This window comes from Erysipelatoclostridium sp. An173, assembly GCF_963931465.1.
GTDB classification, from domain to species: domain Bacteria; phylum Bacillota_I; class Bacilli_A; order Erysipelotrichales; family Coprobacillaceae; genus Thomasclavelia; species Thomasclavelia merdavium.
In genome coordinates, this window is the sequence record NZ_OZ007017.1 from 2,180,912 (window position 1) to 2,203,359 (window position 22,448).

Annotated in this window: 23 protein-coding genes; 5 read left to right on the forward strand and 18 right to left on the reverse strand. The window is 28.8% G+C overall.

Annotated elements, in window-relative coordinates:
• Nucleotides 1-26 precede the first annotated feature (26 nt).
• The 4 genes from ABGT36_RS10915 to ABGT36_RS10930 form a co-directional block, all read right to left on the reverse strand.
• Nucleotides 27-1,031, reverse strand: a complete 1,005-nt coding sequence (locus ABGT36_RS10915) for an ROK family transcriptional regulator (protein ID WP_346677946.1) — start codon at nt 1,029-1,031, stop codon at nt 27-29.
• Entirely contained in the window at nt 1,018-1,650 is a 633-nt protein-coding gene (locus ABGT36_RS10920) for a PTS sugar transporter subunit IIB (protein WP_087302059.1), read from the reverse strand. Before ABGT36_RS10920 ends, ABGT36_RS10915 begins: the two co-directional genes overlap by 14 nt.
• Nucleotides 1,651-1,753: 103 nt before the next feature.
• Nucleotides 1,754-2,203, reverse strand: a complete 450-nt coding sequence (locus tag ABGT36_RS10925) for a GNAT family N-acetyltransferase (protein WP_308698690.1) — start codon at nt 2,201-2,203, stop codon at nt 1,754-1,756.
• 209 nt (nt 2,204-2,412) lie between these two features.
• Entirely contained in the window at nt 2,413-2,535 is a 123-nt protein-coding gene (locus ABGT36_RS10930; RefSeq protein WP_255375594.1) for a hypothetical protein, read from the reverse strand.
• 209 nt (nt 2,536-2,744) lie between these two features.
• Between ABGT36_RS10930 and ABGT36_RS10935 the strand changes: the two genes are divergently transcribed.
• Both ABGT36_RS10935 and ABGT36_RS10940 read left to right on the forward strand, forming a co-directional pair.
• Nucleotides 2,745-4,313, forward strand: a complete 1,569-nt coding sequence (locus ABGT36_RS10935; RefSeq protein ID WP_346676437.1) for a DDE-type integrase/transposase/recombinase — start codon at nt 2,745-2,747, stop codon at nt 4,311-4,313.
• 381 nt (nt 4,314-4,694) lie between these two features.
• On the forward strand, nt 4,695-5,315 hold the full coding sequence (locus ABGT36_RS10940; RefSeq protein ID WP_087302055.1) for a LexA family transcriptional regulator: 621 nt from the start codon (nt 4,695-4,697) through the stop codon (nt 5,313-5,315).
• 25 nt (nt 5,316-5,340) lie between these two features.
• Here the strand turns inward: ABGT36_RS10940 and ABGT36_RS10945 are convergent, their stop codons facing one another.
• The 5 genes from ABGT36_RS10945 to ABGT36_RS10965 all read right to left on the reverse strand — a co-directional run bounded on the left by ABGT36_RS10945 (nt 5,341) and on the right by ABGT36_RS10965 (nt 11,363).
• Nucleotides 5,341-6,132: an HAD family hydrolase gene (locus ABGT36_RS10945; protein WP_346677949.1), complete on the reverse strand. Its 792-nt coding sequence runs from the start codon at nt 6,130-6,132 to the stop codon at nt 5,341-5,343.
• Nucleotides 6,133-6,198: 66 nt separating this feature from the next.
• Nucleotides 6,199-6,663: a thioredoxin-dependent thiol peroxidase gene (gene bcp, locus ABGT36_RS10950; RefSeq protein WP_087372617.1), complete on the reverse strand. Its 465-nt coding sequence runs from the start codon at nt 6,661-6,663 to the stop codon at nt 6,199-6,201.
• A 24-nt stretch (nt 6,664-6,687) separates the two neighbouring features.
• A complete protein-coding gene (locus ABGT36_RS10955) occupies nt 6,688-7,350 on the reverse strand; it encodes an MBL fold metallo-hydrolase (protein ID WP_346677951.1) in 663 nt (220 codons plus the stop codon).
• Nucleotides 7,351-7,513: 163 nt separating this feature from the next.
• Nucleotides 7,514-9,307: a hypothetical protein gene (locus tag ABGT36_RS10960; protein WP_346677953.1), complete on the reverse strand. Its 1,794-nt coding sequence runs from the start codon at nt 9,305-9,307 to the stop codon at nt 7,514-7,516.
• The gene (locus ABGT36_RS10965) at nt 9,291-11,363 is read right to left on the reverse strand and encodes an MMPL family transporter (protein WP_346677955.1); all 2,073 of its coding nucleotides are present in this window, start codon (nt 11,361-11,363) and stop codon (nt 9,291-9,293) included. Before ABGT36_RS10965 ends, ABGT36_RS10960 begins: the two co-directional genes overlap by 17 nt.
• 172 nt (nt 11,364-11,535) lie before the next feature.
• Between ABGT36_RS10965 and ABGT36_RS10970 the strand changes: the two genes are divergently transcribed.
• Nucleotides 11,536-12,117 carry a TetR/AcrR family transcriptional regulator gene (locus ABGT36_RS10970; protein ID WP_300629473.1) on the forward strand — a complete coding sequence of 194 codons (582 nt, stop codon included), beginning with the start codon at nt 11,536-11,538 and terminating at the stop codon, nt 12,115-12,117.
• Nucleotides 12,118-12,223: 106 nt separating this feature from the next.
• Here the strand turns inward: ABGT36_RS10970 and ABGT36_RS10975 are convergent, their stop codons facing one another.
• Nucleotides 12,224-13,042 (reverse strand): Cof-type HAD-IIB family hydrolase, encoded by an 819-nt coding sequence (locus ABGT36_RS10975; protein WP_300629471.1) that lies wholly within the window; start codon nt 13,040-13,042, stop codon nt 12,224-12,226.
• Nucleotides 13,043-13,202: 160 nt separating this feature from the next.
• On the reverse strand, nt 13,203-14,681 hold the full coding sequence (gene pap, locus ABGT36_RS10980) for a polyphosphate:AMP phosphotransferase (protein ID WP_346677957.1): 1,479 nt from the start codon (nt 14,679-14,681) through the stop codon (nt 13,203-13,205).
• Nucleotides 14,682-14,960: 279 nt separating this feature from the next.
• On the opposite strand from pap, the gene ABGT36_RS10985 reads away from it, so the two are divergent.
• Entirely contained in the window at nt 14,961-15,539 is a 579-nt protein-coding gene (locus ABGT36_RS10985) for a hypothetical protein (RefSeq protein ID WP_296883347.1), read from the forward strand.
• 59 nt (nt 15,540-15,598) lie between these two features.
• Here the strand turns inward: ABGT36_RS10985 and ABGT36_RS10990 are convergent, their stop codons facing one another.
• The 4 genes from ABGT36_RS10990 to ABGT36_RS11005 form a co-directional block, all read right to left on the reverse strand.
• A complete protein-coding gene (locus ABGT36_RS10990) occupies nt 15,599-16,954 on the reverse strand; it encodes an MATE family efflux transporter (protein WP_300629464.1) in 1,356 nt (451 codons plus the stop codon).
• 105 nt (nt 16,955-17,059) lie between these two features.
• The gene (locus ABGT36_RS10995; RefSeq protein ID WP_087302155.1) at nt 17,060-17,470 is read right to left on the reverse strand and encodes a DUF3842 family protein; all 411 of its coding nucleotides are present in this window, start codon (nt 17,468-17,470) and stop codon (nt 17,060-17,062) included.
• Nucleotides 17,471-17,552: 82 nt separating this feature from the next.
• Nucleotides 17,553-18,158 carry a biosynthetic peptidoglycan transglycosylase gene (locus tag ABGT36_RS11000; RefSeq protein ID WP_087372644.1) on the reverse strand — a complete coding sequence of 202 codons (606 nt, stop codon included), beginning with the start codon at nt 18,156-18,158 and terminating at the stop codon, nt 17,553-17,555.
• Between the two features lie 300 nt (nt 18,159-18,458).
• Nucleotides 18,459-19,799: a PLP-dependent aminotransferase family protein gene (locus tag ABGT36_RS11005; protein WP_296884283.1), complete on the reverse strand. Its 1,341-nt coding sequence runs from the start codon at nt 19,797-19,799 to the stop codon at nt 18,459-18,461.
• Between the two features lie 127 nt (nt 19,800-19,926).
• Between ABGT36_RS11005 and ABGT36_RS11010 the strand changes: the two genes are divergently transcribed.
• Entirely contained in the window at nt 19,927-21,261 is a 1,335-nt protein-coding gene (locus ABGT36_RS11010; protein ID WP_300080155.1) for a 6-phospho-beta-glucosidase, read from the forward strand.
• Nucleotides 21,262-21,308: 47 nt separating this feature from the next.
• Here ABGT36_RS11010 and ABGT36_RS11015 read toward each other — a convergent pair whose 3' ends face one another.
• The 3 genes from ABGT36_RS11015 to ABGT36_RS11025 are packed head-to-tail and all read right to left on the reverse strand — an operon-like array spanning nt 21,309 to nt 22,400.
• Nucleotides 21,309-21,737: a metallophosphoesterase family protein gene (locus ABGT36_RS11015; protein WP_087302163.1), complete on the reverse strand. Its 429-nt coding sequence runs from the start codon at nt 21,735-21,737 to the stop codon at nt 21,309-21,311.
• A gap of 2 nt (nt 21,738-21,739) precedes the next feature.
• Nucleotides 21,740-22,105: a hypothetical protein gene (locus ABGT36_RS11020; RefSeq protein WP_346677961.1), complete on the reverse strand. Its 366-nt coding sequence runs from the start codon at nt 22,103-22,105 to the stop codon at nt 21,740-21,742.
• Nucleotides 22,106-22,127: 22 nt separating this feature from the next.
• On the reverse strand, nt 22,128-22,400 hold the full coding sequence (locus tag ABGT36_RS11025; protein WP_087372657.1) for an acylphosphatase: 273 nt from the start codon (nt 22,398-22,400) through the stop codon (nt 22,128-22,130).
• Nucleotides 22,401-22,448: the final 48 nt, after the last annotated feature.

The window sequence follows — 22,448 nt, forward strand, 5'->3', positions numbered from 1 at the left end:
ACCTTTTTTCAAAGATACTTGTAATATTAAGTTATTTTTTTATTAATAAAATTATTTTTTAACACTTCTTTACAAATAAATTGTAACCCTACTAAGATATAATCATTTAAATTGGTTACTTTTTTTATTTTTGGTAAATACTTAGCTGGCACCATAGATTCAAGCGTCTCATCAAGATCACTAGCTTTTTCTAAATTAGTACAACTAATAGCAACAATTTCAGGATTAACTATTGCCGTTAAACAAACAACTATCTTGCTCAATAATTCAATGGTACCATGAGGAGTTTGTAATAATTTTAATTGATCTTCATTGCTTAATGGCAAATATTGAATCTCACCAGCACAATTAGTTTTACCGGTTATTAATTGACCATTTATTACAGTTCCTACACCACCATATCCTTCTCCAGGTTGATACAGCAAACATACATTTTCATAGTTTTTTTCAGTTAAATAAAAACCAATTGCTGCAGTATTTACATCATTGCCTAAAACAATTTTTTGACTATATTTATTTTTTAATAAGGAATATAATTCTATATCATTAAAATTAATCAATCCCGTAGAAGTTACTTTACCATCATTAATTATTCCCGGTACACTTACTCCAATAACTTTAATATTATCAAATTTTGAATTAACAATATTAATAATATCATAAATGTCATTAATTTTAACAATTTTTTTAATTACTTCATCACTATAAATAACTTCATCAGATAAATTATAAACTCGATATATTAAATGGACGCGACGATATTCTTTATTGATTGAAATTGATAAAAATCTTGAAAAATCATTATTTAAATAATAATATGGCATGATTTCTTTACTTATAGGATTTTCCATATCTTCAAACAATACTTCACTACTTTTTAATAATTCGTTTAAAATACTACTTACTGTTGTCAAACTTAAGCCGGTTGCTAAGGCAAGCTGATTTTTAGTACATAATTCATGTTCCATAAAAGCTGCTAAAATTTTATCGCGATTTTTTTGCCTCAAAGTTTTAGTATCACTCATGTTCATTTGGCATTTCCTCCTTATTTTGATACCAGTTAGAAACTAATTTTAAAGCTCCTGAAAAATCATTTGTTGCAAACACTTTTGCCGGAATTACTAAGACTTCTTTACATGGTAACCTCCTTTTAGCTTGAGGTAACATATAACCTACTTGAGGTGCTAGTAAAATAATGTCATACTCATTAGCTATTTCAAATAAACGTGAATAACCAGTAGCTTCTATTTCATATGGCAAATTTTCAAGTTTAGCTAATTCTTGCATACGGTAAGCAAACAAAGTTGTCGTTAATCCACCACTACAACATAAAAGTACTTGTACTGATGGCCGATTGGTTACTTCTTTAGCACAATTTATCATTTCTTTAAATAATTCCACCGCATGATTTAAATAAGTCAATTGAAAATGTAAATAAAAAATCTTATCGTTAGTTTGACGATCGGTTAATTCTTCTTCAAAAATAGCATTACCATAAAAAATAATCTTCCCAGTTACTACATCATTTTCAATGATAATTGTATTATTATCATGAAGATCGGCTTTTATCACTAAACCATCCTTACCGTTTTGCAACAATATCCATTTGATATATACTGTTGCATTAATTTCTTGCAAAAATTCATCCATATCATCACCCCACATATAATAGAAATTTATATATTTATTATAATATATCGTGTAAACGTTTACAAATCATCTTAGAAACTCGCCTATAATTTAGATAAAAATTCTAAAGCATCATTACCATGTAATTTTCTTTTGTTTTAAACCCTATTTTTTGATATAACGATTTAGCTTCATGAGACGAATTTAAGCAAACCATGCCGCACTCATCTTTCTTTAATGCAATTAGTTCTTTTACAACTTTTGTGGCTATCCCTTGATGACGATATTCTTCTTTTACCCAAATATTGGTTAACTGTCCTACCCTACCTAAAGGATTTTCATTTGATGGCATTATATTATACAGATACAAAGTTCCAGATGCGACAAAATTATCATTATCAAATCCTAATAATGTAAAACAGGTCTGACTTTTTATACCATTTTGATAAAATTTTTTAATATTATTAATTGTATCTTGGTTGATATTTTGATTTGAAAACATTTTTAAATCACGAATTCTAAGTTCAACTAAAAAATCTAAATCACTAATTGTAGCATATCGAAAATTGATCATTTTTTATCTCCTAATATATAATAATTATAAAACTTATTAATTATTAAAAAAAAATCAGCTATTGCTGATTTTTACTCTTGAGCATTTGAATTGTCTAAATATTGTTTATCATATTCTACAATATGATTTTCATAATCAAGTTCATCTTGATTCTTAACTTTAGAATCCTTTTTTATCAAAATCACATCACCTCATATATAGTATGTGAATTATAACATGATTAAATCCAATAAATATCCACTTAATCCTGCAATTGTTGAACCTAAAATAACAATTCCACTAACAATTGTAATAATACCTCTACCACTAAAATTAACTTCTTTTTTATTCATATCCTTTACCTCCCAATAAAAAGGGTAGTGTCAAAAATCGGTTAAGCGATACAAATACACTCCTATATCAATTTGTATATATAAACAGTAAAAATGATCACTGATTATATCTTTTTGATCATCTTTTTTACGATTTTACTAAAAAAGATGAAGATTCCGTGCTATACTTGTTTTCTCCACAAAAACTACGAAAGGACGGTTTCTTCATCATGGAAAGTATAACACAAATTTTACAATCTATAAATTCTTTTTCTAAACAATCTTTTAAATTCTCTCAATTTATCGAACCTTTGCTTCTCCTTAAGAAGCTTCCTTCTGATATCTCTTATGAATTGAACAATGATGACTTTATCTTTAATCTTCAGCAGGCTTTTAAACATATCGACTGGCTGAATGATTATTTTAAAAATAATATCAATAATCTTCTTATAAAGGAAGTAAGCAAACTTAAAAATCATAAATCTAAGGATACTACTATCCCTTATGCTGATTTTACTGTCGATAAACCTCCGCTGTTTAAAAAGAATCTACCTGTTCAGCTCGATTTCCTGTCTATTTTGAACGATTCTTTTAACAGTGGCAATCCTTTAAAACCGGTCAAACGCAGAAATCCCGATTCTTTTTCTTTTATGGGCGTTTGTCCTTTTTGTGGCGCTCCAAAAGAATATATCTATGACAATAACAGCGGTAAAGGCCAGTTCCAGTGCAAAGCCTGTAAAAATACCTTTACTATTAAAACTTCTCCTTCAGGTGCATCCGGGATTTACTGCCCTTACTGTAATACTAAGCTTGTCTTAAAACATGACCGCAAAGGTTTTCTTGTTTTTGCATGTTCCAGCAAAAAATGCGAACATTACAAAGCCAACAAAAAACTTTTAAGCGAAGGTAAGGCTGAACACCTGAAAACATCCAGCGGCCAGTATCTTCTTCACTATCATTACCGTGAATTCAAGTTCGATCTGGAAACTTTACGCAAGGTCGATGATACTGTTTCCGGTCCTGTTAATTTATCACGTATCCATTATGATCAGAAAGTTCTGGGCCTTGTTTTGACCTATTATGTCAACTATGGGCTGTCTTCCAGAAAAACTGCTTTGATCCTTAAACAGGTCCATGGTTTGCGTATTTCCCATCAGACTGTCATTAATTATGCCGGTTCTGTTTCTGCTGTCATAAAACCGCTTATCGATAAATATCCTTATAAAATCGGTAATACCCTTTCCGGTGATGAAACATATATCAAGGTCAGAGGCAAAGATAACTATGTTTTCTTCTGGTCCGACCCTGTAAATAAGATCATCACTTCCTATAAGATATATCCGGTTAGAGATACGCTATGTGCATGTCGGTCAATAAACGACTGTCTCAGCAAATATCAGAAAATACCCGATGACCTGACTTTGATTACAGATGGCAATCCTATTTATAATGCAGCTCAGGTTTTCTTTGAAATAAACGATATTTATTTTGATCTGCATCAGGTAATTGGTGTTAAAAACAAAGATGAAGAGTCCAAGAAATATCGTCCTTTCAAACAGATCGAAGAACGTCTTAATAGAACATACAAACAGAATTACTACGGTACAAATGGTTATGACAGACTCGAATGCGCCAACAGTTATATGGTTCTGTTTGTATGCTTCTTTAATTTTCTAAGACAGCATTCATCATTAGACTTTAAAACACCTGTAGATGATGAGCTTTTTGATGATTCGATGCTTATGCCGGAACGATGGTTAAAACTGATTGAATTAAGTTCACAATATCACATTAATTAGCATTGTTTAAAAATTACTGTGAGACCCGATACCCTCATTGCGCCCTTTTTTAGGGCTTTTTTTATCATTTTTCCAGTCTTACGATTTACGATTTTTCAAAACTGGATTTTACTCTTTTTATTTTTGCGGATTCGTGTAAAAAAGTACAAAAATTTTCAGTTCGATATTAATTTTTCATAAATTCTTTACACTACCATAAAAAGTATCTATTTATTCATCTTTATTATTAATTATATTTTATTTGTGTCTTTATTAGACACTTTTAATATATCGCCATTTTTCGACTTTGTCAATAAAAAATATCTTTTTAAGACACTTTATAAATATCTATTGCTTAATTAATTAAAAAATAGTAAAATTAAGACACAAGGAGGTGACAGTATGACTGGTGAAAGAATCAAAAAATTACGAAAAGAAAAAGGGTTAACTCAAGAACAGCTTGGTAACCTGCTTGGTGTTAAAAAATCAGCCATTGCTAAATATGAAAACAATCGCGTTTCCAACCTCAAAAAAGATACAATTCAAAAATTATCTGAAATATTTGATGTTTCGCCCTCTTATTTTTTAGGTTTTGAAGAAAGCAATCAACCAGTAATATCTGATTCAATCGTTGTGCCTTTATATAATGATGTCAGTTGTGGAACCGGGATGTTTGTTGATGATAATATCGATGAATATATTTCACTTCCTGAATCATTACTATCACCTCAAAAAGAATATTTTTGTCAATATGCAAATGGTGATAGTATGATTGATGAAAATATTAATCCCGGTGATTTAATTGTTTTTGAAAAGATCAATACTTTAAGAAATGGTGATATTGGATGCTTTACTATTGATGACAATGTTGCAACCTGTAAAAAGTTTTATCGTGACAACAAAAATCGTTGCATCATTTTACAACCAGCAAATCCAGATTATTCACCAATTGTAATTAATCAAGAAAATGAAGCTGGCTTTAGAATCATTGGTAAGCTTTCTTTAGTTATTAATAAAAGATAATTTTAACAAAAAGACCTAACAATTTCTATGTTAGGTCCAATACTTCTTTAATTTTCAATAAGACACCTTGCTCATCATTTGAAGCTGTTAATCCATAAGCAATTTCTTTAATTGGATCAACTGCATTTTCCATTGCATAGCCATATTTAACTTGCTGCAATAATTCATAATCATTCATTTGATCTCCAAATGCCATACATTCATCTGGTTCTATTTCATAAATAGCTTGTAAAAAACGCATCCCAATTCCTTTGTTGATTTCTTTATTATGAATATCCATCCAGACATTTCCTGCAGTAACTATTTTTACTTCTTCAGGAAGTAATGGTTCAATTAAAGCTAATTTTTCTTCAATTTTACCTTCAGGATCATTAATAGATATTTTCATAATCTCATCATCTATTTCATCATATGAAGCTACAAATTGATAGTTACAATAATGCATTTTAACAATATTTTCAAAATCTCTATCTTTTTCTAAAATGTAAGCTCCTTTACGTCCACACATAATAACTGGTAATTGAAGATATTCTTTTAAAATATTTTTTATTTTTTTTAAACAATCAACTGATAATGTATTATGATACAATTCACGAGAACCTTCTGCAATAAAACAACCATTTTCAGCTATAAAATACATTTGTTCACTTAATGGTAAAAACTTTTGATATAAACGGAAATATTGATTACCACTAGCAATAACAAATTTAATTCCTTTTTCTTTTAATTTATAAAATATATCAATGAATTCTGGATCAAACTGTTTATTAGAATCTAAAAAAGTTCCATCCATATCAGTTGCAATTAATTTAATCATAAAAAACCTCCTTTTATAATCAGTAATATAGCATAATACTATTATTAAAAAAAGAGTCAATTTAAACTACTTGCTATTAGTTAATTCTTCTAACATTTTATCGCCATCGCTGGCTGCTTTTACCTTTCCAAACGCTTTAATAATTTTCCCTTCTTCATCAATTAAATATGTAGTTCTTACTACACCCATAAATTCACGTCCATACATTTTTTTTAGTTTCCAAACATCATATGCTTGTAATACTTTTGTTTCAGGATCAGATAAAATAATAAATGGTAATTGATATTTTTGAGCAAATTTACTATGAGCACTAACACTATCCTTGCTTATCCCTATTACTAGTGCCCCATTTTCTTCTATCGCAGGATAATTTTGAGCATAGTTACAAGCCTGTTTAGTACATCCAGGTGTATTATCTTTACTATAAAAATATAAAATAACTTTTTTTCCTTTGAATTGACTTAAACTTATTTCTTCACCATTTTGATTTAATAATGTAAAATCAGGTGCTTGACTTCCCACTTCTAACATTTTAAAATTCCTCCTTCTAATCATTTAATAATAAAAGGAAACATGTTTACCAGTATATTCGTAACATGGTAAAGTCTGATGTTTTATTCCTTTTATTTGTTTTTCTTTTAACAAGTGCCCATCTTCTAAACAATAATTTATATATTCTTTAGTTAATGGATAATGATGATGGCTTGGTATAATCGTTGTAATATCATCTTGATAAGTTAATAATTTTTCTAAGCTTTGAAGATATAAATCTAAATTTCGATGTTGACCAAACATGTATATCGGCCCAGTTTGAACACTATCACCTGGTAAAAGCAGTTTTTTATTACGATCTAAAAAAGCAATACTGCCATAACTATGTCCAGGAATCTCAATAACTTCAAATTTATACTCACCAGTTTCTAAAATATCACCTTCATTGATTTCTTTAACTTTTATATTACCATCAATTAAAGGCATGTCATTTTTATGAACATAACATTCATCAAATTGTTTTAAACCACCGCTATGGTCTTTATCACCATGGCTAAGAACAACTTTTACTGGCAAGTTAGTTATCTTTTGAATTTTAGATTTAAGATCAGTATTTCCAAAACCAGTATCAATCAATAAAGCTTCAGTTGATCCTATAATCAAAAATTCACGTACATGTCCATCATCTATAATATAAAAATTAGGAAAATATTCTGTAATTTGCATAAAATCACCTTCCTCACCTAATTTTATCTTATTTAAATTAATAGGTAAAGTTGCATTATCTTTATTTAATTATAGAAATATTAAAAATACGATTCTCTTTAATAAACATTATTGTTTACTAATTTGAATCGTATCATTTTAAATCATTATTAACTATACAACTTTAAAACCCAAAGAATTCTAAAAATTTTTCTAAAATAGATTTTTCTTTCTCTACTTTAACTGTTTGCTTCTTTTCTACCTTTTTTTCAATTGCTGGTGTTGTAATAACAAACTGAATATCATAAACAGTACTATTATTAGAAGAAACATAAGATACAACCTGGTAATCATCGTTACTAAATTCACTTAACATTTCACTTATAGAATCATCAACCATAGAGTCAATATCATTAGTCTGATTTTTAAATTCCGTTGTTCCTTTAACTAATTCTTGTGTTCCTTGATACAAATCACTACTACCATTAGCAAGCGTTAAAGATCCTGTATATATTTGTTCATAGCCCTCTACAATCTGATTTAAAGCATTAGTGTAGTTATTAAAACCATTATTTAAATTACCATAGTTAGCAGCCAGGGTACTAATTCCTGTTTTAAGTTGATCCATGTTCTCTAAGATCGTTGTTAATTCATTTGCTAAATTAATTATCTCTTGATTAAATAATCGATAGTTTTCTTCTAACGTCAAAGCCCCATTAATAACAGTGTTCCCTGAAATGTCCGGACTTAACTGGTTATTAAATTGCTTTAAAATTTTTTCACTTTCAGCTCCTGCCTTTAATAAAATAATTAATTGACTATAAAATTCACTATTGGCTGGATCGGTAGCAATTAACGACTCCAACTTAGCAATCATTTCTTCACTTTGATTATAAACTGAACTAATTGATCCACCAGTTGCATTTTTATATTGTTCGATCGCCTGATTCATTGAATTTAAAGAGGCTACTAAAGTGCTAATACCTGTTTGAATTTGATTGGTGCTATCAATTAATTGATTTATTTTTGTAGCATCAATATCTATTTTTTGTAATGTACTATCGATTATAGATAATGCTTCTTGTACTTCTTTTGAACCACTTGTTAATTTATCAGACTGTTGATTCAAAGTAACTAAGGCTGTTTTAATTTGATTAATGCCATTTACTAAATCGTTACTTCCTTGATCTAACGATGAAGCACCAATATTTAGATCATTAGCCCCACTATCTAATTGATTAACAGCACTTTGTACTTCTCCAATTTTATTATCTATCAAGCTAGTATTAATATTACTTTTATCTATCGCTAAATTTAAACGAATTCCGTTAATAGAAATTCCACCCATTTCAAAATCTGTTACATCACTAGTAATTTCTAATGTTTCACTATTACCAGGTAAAAGTGTATAAGTAATTTGTTTATTATCACCAGCATTAGCAATCATTGCCCCATTTGCAATAATATTTTTACAATTATTGCTGTTTAAACTAGCTGTTATTTGTAAAGCATAATTATTAAAATACACTTCATTAACATCTTTATTTTCAGTAATTTCGATTCTTATAGTTAATTTTCCTTTACAACCAGCAACCTTATTGCCCGCTATTTTTTTACCATTTAAATAATAACTAATTTTAAAGTTCCATGGTAAACTTGGATCTTCCAAATATCCTTGATAAGATAATTTTTCTTCATCAGTAGTTGCCTTAACCTGATTATTTTTATAAACCAATTTATCAGTACTACTCAAATTTTTTACCTGACTATAATTTCCATAATCAATTAATTTATTATTTCGAGGATAAACGATATTAACTACATAACTTTCATCAACAGTACCATCCTGATTTAAATTTGCATAAATAACTTCTTCTTTAGGACTTGAAGGTTCAATTCCTTGAATCGGAATAATACAATTACCAGCAACTACGCTACAAAGCCCTAAAACCAATATTTTATTACTTATTTTCATCATTAATAACTTCCTTTCTATTTTTAGAAAACCTAAATTTCAAAATCCAGCGATCAAATAAAGTTAAAAAACCAGGTAACGCTAGTAAAACAAACATCAAACTAAATAACGTTCCTCGATACAATAAGATTCCTAACTCAGCTAATATTCCATGAGTAGAAATTTTTCCCAATATAAAACCTACAATTGTTAAAATTGATCCACTCGTTAAAATAGGTAAAGTCGAATATCTAATAGCATGATCTAATGCTGATATTTTAGAGCGCTTTTTACGAGTATTTAAATATCGATCTGAAAAAGCAATAGCGTAATCAACTGTAGCCCCCAATTGAATTGAACTAATAATCAAATATGAAATATAGAAAATAGGTTCATTTGTTAAAGCTGGCAATGATAGATTAACCCAAATTGCTCCTTCAATTACTAAAACTAATACTGCTGGTAATAAAATAGTTTTAGTAGTTAAAACAATGATTATAAATACTGCTATGATAGCTACTGCATTTACTAGTTTCATGTCTGCTGTTGTTACATTTTTCATATCATAAGTAGAAGGTACTGCACCAGCAAGATGATATTCTTCGTAATATTCACTAGTAATCTGCTTAATTTCTTGAACATTATCAAATGCCTGGTCACCTTCATAATCACTGTCAATCGTTAAAACAAAGCGAGTGTAATTTTCACCATCAAGCTGATCTAGTAAGCTTTCATCCAAATACTCTTTAGGCACTGATACCCCAGCACTATCAACATAAGAAATAATATCCTTGACATAATCAAGCTGATTCAATTCATCTGATAACTGTCCTTCTATCGCTGTTGAGCCTTTTGGTACCATTAAAACCATTTGATTCGATTTACCAAAGATACTTTCAATTTTAGTAGTATCTTCATAATATTCCGTTCCATTTGTTAATATATGGCTAGAGCCATAATAAAAAGTATTTTGATTTTGTATAAAATAGCAAGGAATTGCCAAAACAAAAAAGATAACTACCATTACATATCTGATTTTCAAAACAAATTTAGAAAAATATTTAAATGTTGGCATAAATGAACGATGTTCAAATTTTTCAATCACTTTATAAAACTGTACCGATACTGCTGGTAAAAATGTAAAAACTACAATTATCGTGATAATAATCGATTTAGTCATTACTAATCCCAAATCTACACCTAGTTTAAATTTCATTAATAACAAAGCTGCAAAACCAATTATTGTTGTTAATGCAGAAGCACTAATTGAACTAAATGAGTTTTTTACAGCCTTGGTCATTGCTAAAACACTATCATCACCACTTTTACGATAGGTTGCAAAACGATCCATTAAAAAAATTGAGTAGTCCATAGAAACAGCTAACTGTAAAATACTACCGGCAGCATTAGAAACAAAGCTAATTTCTCCTAATAATATATTAGTCCCACGATTGATTAAAACTGCTATTCCAATTGTTAGCATAAAAATTATTGGATCTGCCCATGATGTTGTAGTTAAAAATAAAATTATAAAGACAACAATTACTGCAATTATAGCAATTTTTTTAACTTCAGGTTCCGTGGCTTCAGTTGCAGCGGCTGTCGAAACTGCATCACCCGTTAAACTAATTTTTTTTGTTGTTAAAGTTTTTATCTCATCAATGGCAGTAATGGCTTTATCCGTATCTAATGCAACACTATATAAAGCACTGTTATCTTGATAATATGTTTCAACAATACTAGAATCCATCATTTCTAATGGAACTGTTATATCTTGTGAGTCGTCTAACCACGTAACTGAATTTACACCATCTACTGATAATAATTGTTCTTTAAACTCTAATGCTTCAGGAATAGAGATATCTTCAACCATAATTCTAGCGTTAGGTACATCACTATCAAATTCATTCTCCATTGTCTCCAAAGCAATCGTTGAAGCTGCACTTTCTGGTAAATAATCATTAATATTATAATTTACAGCTACAAATGTTGATAATATGGCACTCATTAAAGCTAAAACCACATAAAAAACAATTATAATACGACGATGCTTTAGTATTTTTTCAATAAATGCATCCATTTTAACCTCCTTTAATAAACGTAAGTTTATAAATCAACATATAGTTAATAAATTGACACTTGTTTATTTATTAACTATAATTAAATTATATGCAGTAATGATTGGTATATTCAATATGCAATCTACTAGCTAATGTTGAAAAATCAACATTTTTAAAAAAGGAGTTGATATTATGGTAAACAAATCAAGTAACAATCGCAGTGTTCGTAAAACCAAAAAAATTTTAACTAATAATTTAATTACTTTACTTAAAAAAAAGCCTATAAATCAAATTTCAGTTAAAGAACTTACTGATTTATGTGATTTAAATCGCGGTACTTTTTATCTGCATTACAAAGATATTTATGATATGATTGAATGTCTTGAAAATGAAATAATTGAAGATCTTCATAAAATTTTAAATGATTGTAAATTAAATCGTCCTTTGGATCTTTTAGACCCACTGTTTTCATATATTTATGAAAATCGTGATTTAACTATGGTATTAATTGGTGAACATGGTGATATTTCTTTTTCATCTAAATTGATTGAAATTGTAAAAATCTATTGTTTCGATACATGGAAAAAAGAATTTAAAATTAATGATGATGAAATTTATGAAATATATTTTAAATTTATTACTTCTGGATTTTTAGGAGTTTGCGACATGTGGCATAATAGCAGTTTTAATATTCAGCCACACAAATTGGCTATTTTAGTTGATGAAATAATATCTAGTGGCATTTTAAATAAAAATAACTCTATCCATAGCTAAAAAATTTCTATTACTAACACTTTTTAAATTTGATAATCAAAAAACAGAAATTCAAACGAATTTCTGTTTTTATCTTTTTAAACTAATTATAATATTTTAAAATTTTTTATAAAATATACTCTTCGATAAATTTACCAATTCCATCACTATCATTATCATCACAAATATAATCAGCAACACTCTTAGTTTTGTCACTACCATTTTCCATGACAACACCAACACCAGCGTTTAAAGTCATATCATAGTCATTATCAGCATCACCAAATGAACATAAATCAGCCATAGATATACCGTGTAATTTCATAACTTCTTTTAAACCATTAGTTTTAGATACTCGTGGATCCATATATTCATATAAAATACTAGCTGTTTTTAATGAAGCTGATTTATAATTTGGATTTGAAAAAGATTTACTTTTTTCAATAACAGTATCCATATACTCTGGTTTACAAATTATTATTAATTTAGCACGTGGTTTGCTTAAAAACTCATCAAAATCAACTACTTGATAATCAACTCGATCATCTTTTGCTAATTTACGAATATATTCATCATCTTTAGGTGAAAATAATATTCCTTGATCTGGAATAGCGAAATTTAAATCCATGCCTTCATAATGACGCATAATATCTTTGATTAATTCACCATCAAGAGGATAGCTTGATTTTTCAACATTTAATTGATAATCATAGATTTCACTTCCACCAGTACCAACTATAGTATCTACTAAGCCTGCAATTCCCCATGTCTTTAAAAGTGTTTTAACACTGTGAACATCTCTACCAGTACTTAAACCAAATAAAATTCCTTTGTTGCGAGCTTTTTTTATTGCTTCTACAGTCATTGGACTTACAATACCTTCATTATTTAATAATGTGCCATCTACATCACACATAATTGCTTTAATATTATCTAATTTACTCATCTTTTCTTCCTCCGCTTGCTACTAATTATTTTAGTAAGGGATTATTTATTATCAAGCAATTTTAATTTATTTGTAATTTATTATCATAAATACTTCATCTTGTAATTATTTTTTTGATAAAAAAATAACAATCATTAAAAGCTAACTATTACGTTAGCTTTTAATCAACATCTTTAATTTTCTTTTCAATTTCATCAATGACTATTTTCATCGCTTTAATACGAGCATACTTTTTATCATTAGACTCTAATACAAACCATGGTGCAAATTCAGTATTAGTTTTTTGTAACATCTCAGTAACCGCATTTTCATATAAATCCCATTTTTCACGATTACGCCAATCTTCATCAGTAATTTTCCATTGTTTTTCTGGTGTATTTTGACGTTCTGTAAATCTTGCTAATTGCGTATCTTTATCAATTTGTACCCAGAATTTAATTACTACTGCACCCCAATCAGACAATTCTTTTTCAAATTCATTCATTTCATTATAAGCTCTTTGCCAATCATTTTCACTACAGAATCCTTCCAGCCGCTCAACCATTACCCGACCATACCAGGTCCGATCATAAATAGCCACATGACCGTCTTTTGGAAGGCGTTTATAAAAACGCCAAAGATAATGTCGATTAATTTCACTTTTATCAGGAGCAGCTATTGGATATACTGTATAACCCCGCGGATCTAATCCAGAAGTAACTCTTTTTATATTACCACCTTTTCCAGCAGCGTCCCAACCTTCATAAGCAATAATAACCGGTATTTTTTTACGATAAATAATATTATGTAATTTTCTAAGTTTTTTACGACATTTTTTTAATTCTTTACGATATGTTTCTTCATCGATTGTTAAACTTAAATCACATTCATTAAGATTAATTGTTTCCCTTAGTGGATAAATATTATCAATAATCAAGGCATCTTTCTTTTCATGATCTAAACGATTTTGAATACAACTCATTAAAGTTTCTAATACTTGTAATTGCGCTAATTTTTTATTAGTAGCATCAATAACATACCATGGTGCATAAGCTGGATTAGTTTGATTCATGTAATCATTATATAGATTCAAATATTCATCATAATGTTTATTTTGCCAAATATCATCATCACTAATACGCCATTTAGTATTTTTATGCTTTAATAATCGTTTCATTCTTTTAGCTTGTTCTTCTTTAGAAATGTGGAAGAAGAATTTAATTACTAAATAACCATTATCTACTAATGATCGTTCAAAATTATTGACACTTTGAACTCTTGCAACATATTCTTTTCTAGAAATATCTTGATAAATATACTGTTTTACAATATCATTCATCCAGCCATGATCATAAAATGTTGCCATTCCATTTTCTGGAATTCGTATAAAGTGACGATATAAAAATGGTTTTCGAGTCTCATCCTCACTAATTTTATTCATTGTTTCAACAGTATAAAAACGGGGATCCATGTTTTGAATAACCTTACCTAAAGTCGTCCAAATTCCAGAAGCACCCCAGCCTTCAAATAAAACAACCACTGGCAGTTTCTTTTTCTTTAATAACATTTGTTTTCTAGATAACTCTAGCTTAGCATTTTCTAAACATTCCTCAATATCATCTGCCAATTCTATTTCTTCAAACCTATATTCCTTTAACATAACTTTCCTCCTTGTTTTTATTTTAGCACTCTAGTGTAAGCGCTTAAAGTGAAATAAATTAAAAAGCGCCAAAATTACTCAATATCTTATTTTTTACCTTATATTCAAGTAAAATAATCATTAATCAAGGAGTTTTTTTATTAATGGACTACTTTTTATCGTAATAAAATACTAATTCAAAATATGAAAATATTTATATCTATGGTATAATATTTATAAAGATAAACCCACTAAGTGATAATCTAAAATGATTATCACTTTTTAAAAAAGAGGTCTTGTATGAAAGAAACATATAGTAAGAATTATTTTGAAAAATATGCTGCTTTAACCCTAATGAAAATTTTAAATGTTGCAGAAGATCAAATTATTCAATCAGATCGACCAGATTTACGTATTCCTGATTGTAATTATGGAATCGAAGTAACGCAGGCTTTAACTCCTGTGGAAGCTGTAGCCGATATTAAAAAACCACTTTATGCAATCTTACAAATAAATCCTTTTGACCATAATGAAGATGATTTAGAATTTGTAATGCAAAAAATTGATAATGCAATTGAAAGAAAAGAGCAAAAAAGTAAAAATTATCAAAAGTATTCAAGCAATGGTTTATACATTTTTTCCCATTGTCATAATTTACCAAAACATTTACTTGAAGAATATTTTAATAACCATCCATTAACAGACAGCTTCTACCAGCATATCTATATTAATTGTGTTAGTCATGTTTATCATTATCAATGTATTGATAATACTTTCGAACGCATTAACTATCATTATAGTGAATTATCTAAAATGAATCATATTGCTTTAGAATTTGAAAAACATTGTAAGAAAACAAGACGTAAAATTATCTTATAAACAATCTAGCCACATTTCTAGTGGCTTTTTTATATTACAAAAAAGCGAGCATTGCTCGCTTAGGTATTAAGACGATATTTCCAGCCGCCTTTTAAAAATCTTCTAGCTAATAAAAAGCAGCGACTAACATTATCTACAACCATCATGACCCAGACTGCTTCAATTCCTAAATTTAATAAATTAATCATAATAAAGCTGCCAGTTACTCTAATTCCCCACATTGTAATTAAAGAAAATACAAATGGTGCTTTAGTATCACCCATTCCATTGAATGTTCCCTCTAAAATAATTAAAATACCGTAGAACGGTTCCGAAACTGAAACTATTCTTAATACCCGGGCTCCTAATCTGATTACTTCTGGATCAGGTGTAAAAATGCCCATTAGATTTTCTGCAAAAACAAACAATAATCCCCCACAAATAATCATTAATAACACAGTCATTGCACAAATTAAATAAGTTACTTCTTTTACCCGATGTTCACTTTTTTGACCAATGGCATTACCAACAAGCGTAGAAGCCGCACTTTGGAAACCATAACCTGGTATATAGAAAGCCTGCTCTGCTTGAATGGCAATTGTATGAGCCGCAAACTGAACAACTCCCAGCTTAGCTATCAGCGAAGAAAAAGTAACTTGACCCAGACAAATAACACTTCTTTCTAAGACTACTGGAATTCCTATCGATAGACATTCTTTAAATTCAGCTGGATAAAAATGAAAGCCAGTTTTCTTAAAATTAAAAGTTGGATTTCGATAATAGCGAACAAACATCATAACACCACCAGCTACAAATGATATTGCAGTAGCAATAGCGGCACCAGCAACCCCCATATTGGCACCATAAACAGTAATTCCAAATATTTGGCGCGTTGGATAAATTAAAAAGAAATTAAAAACAATATTTATTAAATTCATATATAAACTTATTAACATCGGTGTTTTCATATCACTGACACCACGTAATAACGACGATAAAATCAATACTGTACATCTAAATAATAATGGAATAGAAATAATCAAAAAATATGTAGTTGCATCCTTACGAATAGCCGGTGCACCATTTAACCAGCCTGGCAAATACGGAGCAATGGCTACACAAATAACCGTCAATGTCAACCCAACTATCAATGTAAAAAAAAGTGCCTGTTGCCCTGTTCTTTGGACTTTTTCATGATTATTAGCCCCTACAGCCTGGGCACATACGGCCAATATCCCTACCCCAAAAGCAATTGCAATACTTGTTACTAACCAGCATACAGTCGATGTTAATCCAACTGCTGCAGAAGCATTAGCACCTAGTGCTCCAACCATCGCAGTATCAACATAAGAAACAACAACATTCATCGCTTCTTGAATTATTGCTGGCCAAGCTAAAAATAAAATTGGTTTAATCTGCTTTTGATACTTTTCCACATTTTCACCTCCATCAAATCATATTATCATTATACACATTTTTTATAATTCTTAAATAATAAAATCTCTAATCATTCGACTAGAGATCCAATTAAATAACAAAATTTATTTCAATATTTCTACCAGTTCTTTTATATATTCTTGAATTGATTTATTTTCAACTCCTAAAACATGTCCAGAACATTTACTTACTGGTATAAAATATTTTGTTGCTTCACTAGCACTAATTGCACTAGCCATCGCTGGTGAAACTTCTCCATACATTGAATTAGCAAAAACAAAACCAATGGGACCAACGATCATCTTAGCATTTTTAGCATTATAGATAATTGCATTTTCACCTGTTGCCACAACATCAGCCCCAGCTTTTTTCATTCGATTAGTAGCTGCACTATTGGTTCCAATTGCAATTATAAACAAATCATCTAATTCCTTTTTTAGTATTTCAACAACACTACTGCCAATTCCACCACCTTGGCCATCAATTACAACTATTTCCCTTTTTTCATTTGTCATATACTAATTTAATATCCCTTCTAAAGATTACTTTTTTATATTATACTCCTTAAAGCAAACTTCAAGTCAAGAAAAATAACAACTATTCATTAATAATTGATGGATTATAAACACTAGGTGATTTTAATGTTCTTACCAAAACTTCGGCCTGCTCTTTAGTTAACTGACTTGGTTCAACATTGTAATAATAGTTACTTGCTGCTTTAATACCATAATTGCCTTCACCTAAATATGTAATATTTAAATACATCTCTAAAATTTCATCTTTACTATAATCTCTTTCCAATTGCCAGGCGATAAATACTTCGGCAAATTTTCTATCTAAACTTTTTTCAAAACTTAGACATAAATTTTTAGCTAATTGTTGTGTTATCGTACTGCCACCTTCTTTATAAGACCAGGTAGCTAAATTCGTCAACATAGCTCGAGTTAAACCAATATAGTCTACACCATGATGCTGATAAAAACGATGATCTTCACTTTCAACAACTAGTTCAACATATACATCAGCTATTTCATCAAGTTTTACATAATCTTCTTTGTTTTGTAATTCTGCAACTCTTTGTTCAATATTCTTTTCCTCAATTACATCCTGATAAACTTTATAACCTTGATAAGCATAAAATCCACAAAATATTAAAGCAATAAGTATTATGATAACAAATAAACGGAAAATAATTTTTTTCATACAAATCCCTCTTTTATATCTAATACTATTATAATAACTACAATAACTATATTTTTCCATCGATATGCATTACATAACCTTACAAAATCGTCACTTTATAATATTAAAAGATAGCTAACTGCCTAGCTATCTTTTAATCATGAAAATATCCGGGGAAAGATATATCTTGTAGTCTGTTTGAAAAAGGATTGAAAAAACAATGTAAATATCTTTGACTACGCTTGTAATTATATTAAAGGAATTTCGAAATAATGAGTCACTAATTTATAAGATTATCAACCATTTTTGGTAAAATATGTTTTAAGAATTATATAGCTTAATAGCTATTTGATAAATTCTTTTTAAAACAAATTCTAATTCCGCTTTAGTAACTCGTGAAATACTTAATCTAATACTTTGCTCATTATTATAGTTATAATAGCTGCTATGATTAGTTGATACGTAAATATCTTCTTTTTCTAATTGTTTTACTAATAGATCACTATTAATCTTTTTTGAAAATTTTAACGTAAAATAATAACCAGATTTGCCACCTATTAATTCAATAATTTGATTATCCCATTCTTTTGTAATCTTTTTTACAACCTCTAATTTACTTTGAATTTCTTTAGCGATTGTTTTAGATTGAAATTGATAAATATCACTACGAATATAAGCTTCTAAAGTTGCCTGTGAAACTAGTGATGGCATATGATAAGAGTAATAATATGATAGTTTAGTCATTTTATCCATCGTTTCTATAAAATCATCGCCTACAACAGCAATACCAATTCTTATAAATGGAATTGTTTTAGTATAACTACGTAAATAAATACAATGATCACGATTAGAAAAATAATATAACGGTAAATATTTGGGAATTGGATCATAATGACTAAAATAATCATCTTCAATAATATAAACATCGTATTTTATTGCTAGTTCCATAATTTTTTTTCGTGTTTGATGGTCATAATAAGTTCCTAAGGGATTATGATGACGAGGAATAGTATAAAAAAACTTGATTTTTTCGTATTTAAAAATACGTTCTAGTTCTTTTAAATCAATACCATATTGATCTCGTTTAATTACTTTAACTGGTAATTTCATTTCTTTTAAATATTTTATATAAAACGAATAACTAGGTTCTTCGATTAAAATAGTATTTTTTCCATTTGGAAACGGACTATTAGAAAAAATCGTTAACATTTGCATGATTCCTTGAATCAAATAAATATTTTTTTCACTAGTATAAATTCCATCTAATTGTAAATATGATGGTAATATTTCATTTAAACTATCAACTCCTCTTACAGTCAAATCTAATGTTTTAAACGAATAAAGTTCAGCAGCAATATTTAAACACTGTTTCATTTCGTTAAATAAATGACTGTTTACTAGAGGGTTACCTGTCTCTAAATGATAACCTTCATGATTATTAGATTGGATTCTAATTCCATCAGCAATGTAATATCCACTTTGTGGTTTAGAAAAAATTAAACATTGTTTTTCTAAAGTTTCATATGCTTTTAAAACAGTCCCCTTGCTTACTTGATATTGATTGGCCATTATCATTAGTGATGGTAATTTATCACCAGGTTTATATTTATTATTTTGAATATTTCTTTTTATATCAGCCACAATTTGTTCATAGTATTTCATTTTTATCACCTACATTAATATTATAGCACAAATTGTACTAGTACAGTTTGAAGTTATAGCTATTGTATTTTTATTAATAAGCAATATAATTTAAGTATCGATAGGTTAAAAAAGGAGAAATAGATAAATGGAAAAAAAAGAATCTGTAAAAATTGTTACTATTGGTGGTGGGAGCAGTTATACTCCAGAATTAGTTGAAGGCTTTATTAATCGTTATGATACTTTACCAATTAAAGAATTATGCTTAGTTGATATTCCTGAAGGTAAAGAAAAATTGGAAACTGTTGGGGCGTTAGCTCAAAGAATGGTTAAAAAAGCTGGATTACCTATGAAAGTCACTTTATCTTATGACCGCAGAGAAGCTTTAAAAGGTGCTGATTTTGTAACAACACAAATGCGTATCGGTCGTTTACCAGCACGTATTTTAGATGAAAGAATTCCTATTTCTCATGGTATGATTGGTCAAGAAACAAACGGTGCCGGAGGAATGTTTAAAGCTTTTAGAACTATTCCTGTTATTTTAGACATCGTAAAAGATATCCAAGAAATATGCCCAGATGCCTGGTTAATTAACTTTACAAATCCTGCAGGGATGGTTACTGAAGCAATTTATCGTTATACTGATTTTAAACGCGCCATTGGTTTATGTAATGTTCCTGTAAATATGGTAAGTGGTTTTGCAAAAATGTTAAACGCTAAAGAAGAAGATGTAACAATGGAAATCCAAGGTGTTAATCACTTTATCTTTGCAACTGATGTTTTTGTAAATGGTGTTTCTCGTTTTGATGAATTATTAGATCGTTATGCAAACTTAAAAGAAGAAGATACTATTCAAATGAAAAACTTCGTTTCTTTACCATATTCACCATCATTTATCAAAGGATTAAAGGCTATTCCATGTCCTTATCATAATTATTACTTCTATACTAAAGAACAATTAGAAGAAGAACAAGAACAATTTAAAACTGGTACAGTTCGTGGTGAAGTTGTTAGTAAAACAGAAGATGAATTATTTGAATTATATGGTCATGAAGAATTAGCAGTTAAACCTAAACAATTAGAAATGCGTGGTGGTGCTAAATATTCTGATGCAGCTTGTAACTTAATTCAATCTATCTACAATAATACTGGTGATATTCAATATGTTGATGTAAGAAATAATGGAGCTATTGCTGACTTACCAATGGATAGCGCTGTTGAAGTTGCCTGTCGCATTACTGCTGATGGTCCAAAACCAGTAGCAACTGGAGCATTAAAATTACCAATTAGCGGTTATGTTCATATGATGAAATCATTTGAAAGATTAGTATGTGAAGCTGCGGTTACGGGAGATCGTGATTTAGCAGTTACTGCTTTAAATATCAACCCATTATGTCCTAGTGATGCTCTTGCTAATATAGTTGTTGATGAGTTAATTGAAGCTCACAAAGAATATTTACCACAATTTACAAAAAATAAATAATATTTTAAAAATACAATAAAGACAGTTTCAAAACTGTCTTTATTGCTTTAATCAATCTTCTTTATTACTATTTCATAATTATTTTCATTTAAATACAATATTAAATATGTTAGCGGTAAAGAAAATCGTTTACGACCACAACTACCAGGATTTAAATATAATGTTTTCCCCTTTTGATAACAAGCTAATTGATGCGAATGACCATAAATATAAAAATCAACATCCTTTTTTTGATGCAATTCATGAATTAAATAAAAAGAATGACCAGCAATCTCAAAATATTCTTCTTCATTTAAATCTAAATTATCATTATTCCCTTTTACTACATAAACCTTTGTTAGTTGTTGTAGTTCATCTAATATCTCTTTTTTTACAATATCTCCTGCATGAATGATATAATCACAATCTTTTAAATCATTAATAACTACTTCTTTTAATACATTATGAGTATCTGAAATAATTCCAATTTTTAACATCTTTAATCTTTACCTTTTATATTATTGCTCTTTAAAAAATCTTCTAATTCCTGATTTGATAAATCTTTTTGTTTAGTATTGAAATAACGCATCGTATCTTTAACTTTGGCACTTATATAGGCATTATAATCTATTTTTTCACGGTAGATAGTATAAAACTCATAAACATAAGCTAAACCACCTTGAGCTTTAATACTATTTTTTAACGTATCTGCTATTGTTTCAAAATCAAGATTAGTATCAATATATAAAAATACCTTAGGTCCCACAATTTTAATGATATAAATTCCATCAATATCATCATATTTTCTATTATTGATCCACTCCATTAATCTTTTAAATCTTGCTGCTATTAAAACTATTACCACAACATATTACCCTTTCTTTATATTAATATTTAATTTCAAATGAATGTTCTGAAGGTTGTATCGTTAAATCTTCAACTTCTATATTATCAATAATAATATAACGAATATTTTGCATTTCCTTTATTAATTGTTGTATCTTAGTTTCTTCACCTTGAAAACAAGCCTCAACTGAACCATCATAAAGATTACGGACCCAGCCAGTTAAATTAAGCGCAGTTGCTTTTTGATATGTAGTAAAACGAAAACCAACGCCTTGAACTCGTCCTTTAAAAATATAATGTTTTCTAACAAGCATATAAGTAACCTCCTAACCATGCAATAATTATATCACAAATATAACTTT

Bases quoted from the DNA above. Each gene is read 5' to 3' on its own strand.
- ABGT36_RS10915 (WP_346677946.1), bottom strand. From the start codon at position 1,031: ATGAACATGAGTGATACTAAAACTTTGAGGCAAAAAAATCGCGATAAA.
- ABGT36_RS10920 (WP_087302059.1), bottom strand. From the start codon at position 1,650: ATGGATGAATTTTTGCAAGAAATTAATGCAACAGTATATATCAAATGG.
- ABGT36_RS10925 (WP_308698690.1), bottom strand. From the start codon at position 2,203: ATGATCAATTTTCGATATGCTACAATTAGTGATTTAGATTTTTTAGTT.
- ABGT36_RS10930 (WP_255375594.1), bottom strand. From the start codon at position 2,535: ATGAATAAAAAAGAAGTTAATTTTAGTGGTAGAGGTATTATTACAATT.
- ABGT36_RS10935 (WP_346676437.1), top strand. From the start codon at position 2,745: ATGGAAAGTATAACACAAATTTTACAATCTATAAATTCTTTTTCTAAA.
- ABGT36_RS10940 (WP_087302055.1), top strand. From the start codon at position 4,695: ATGACTGGTGAAAGAATCAAAAAATTACGAAAAGAAAAAGGGTTAACT.
- ABGT36_RS10945 (WP_346677949.1), bottom strand. From the start codon at position 6,132: ATGATTAAATTAATTGCAACTGATATGGATGGAACTTTTTTAGATTCT.
- bcp (WP_087372617.1), bottom strand. From the start codon at position 6,663: ATGTTAGAAGTGGGAAGTCAAGCACCTGATTTTACATTATTAAATCAA.
- ABGT36_RS10955 (WP_346677951.1), bottom strand. From the start codon at position 7,350: ATGCAAATTACAGAATATTTTCCTAATTTTTATATTATAGATGATGGA.
- ABGT36_RS10960 (WP_346677953.1), bottom strand. From the start codon at position 9,307: ATGATGAAAATAAGTAATAAAATATTGGTTTTAGGGCTTTGTAGCGTA.
- ABGT36_RS10965 (WP_346677955.1), bottom strand. From the start codon at position 11,363: ATGGATGCATTTATTGAAAAAATACTAAAGCATCGTCGTATTATAATT.
- ABGT36_RS10970 (WP_300629473.1), top strand. From the start codon at position 11,536: ATGGTAAACAAATCAAGTAACAATCGCAGTGTTCGTAAAACCAAAAAA.
- ABGT36_RS10975 (WP_300629471.1), bottom strand. From the start codon at position 13,042: ATGAGTAAATTAGATAATATTAAAGCAATTATGTGTGATGTAGATGGC.
- pap (WP_346677957.1), bottom strand. From the start codon at position 14,681: ATGTTAAAGGAATATAGGTTTGAAGAAATAGAATTGGCAGATGATATT.
- ABGT36_RS10985 (WP_296883347.1), top strand. From the start codon at position 14,961: ATGAAAGAAACATATAGTAAGAATTATTTTGAAAAATATGCTGCTTTA.
- ABGT36_RS10995 (WP_087302155.1), bottom strand. From the start codon at position 17,470: ATGACAAATGAAAAAAGGGAAATAGTTGTAATTGATGGCCAAGGTGGT.
- ABGT36_RS11000 (WP_087372644.1), bottom strand. From the start codon at position 18,158: ATGAAAAAAATTATTTTCCGTTTATTTGTTATCATAATACTTATTGCT.
- ABGT36_RS11005 (WP_296884283.1), bottom strand. From the start codon at position 19,799: ATGAAATACTATGAACAAATTGTGGCTGATATAAAAAGAAATATTCAA.
- ABGT36_RS11010 (WP_300080155.1), top strand. From the start codon at position 19,927: ATGGAAAAAAAAGAATCTGTAAAAATTGTTACTATTGGTGGTGGGAGC.
- ABGT36_RS11015 (WP_087302163.1), bottom strand. From the start codon at position 21,737: ATGTTAAAAATTGGAATTATTTCAGATACTCATAATGTATTAAAAGAA.
- ABGT36_RS11025 (WP_087372657.1), bottom strand. From the start codon at position 22,400: ATGCTTGTTAGAAAACATTATATTTTTAAAGGACGAGTTCAAGGCGTT.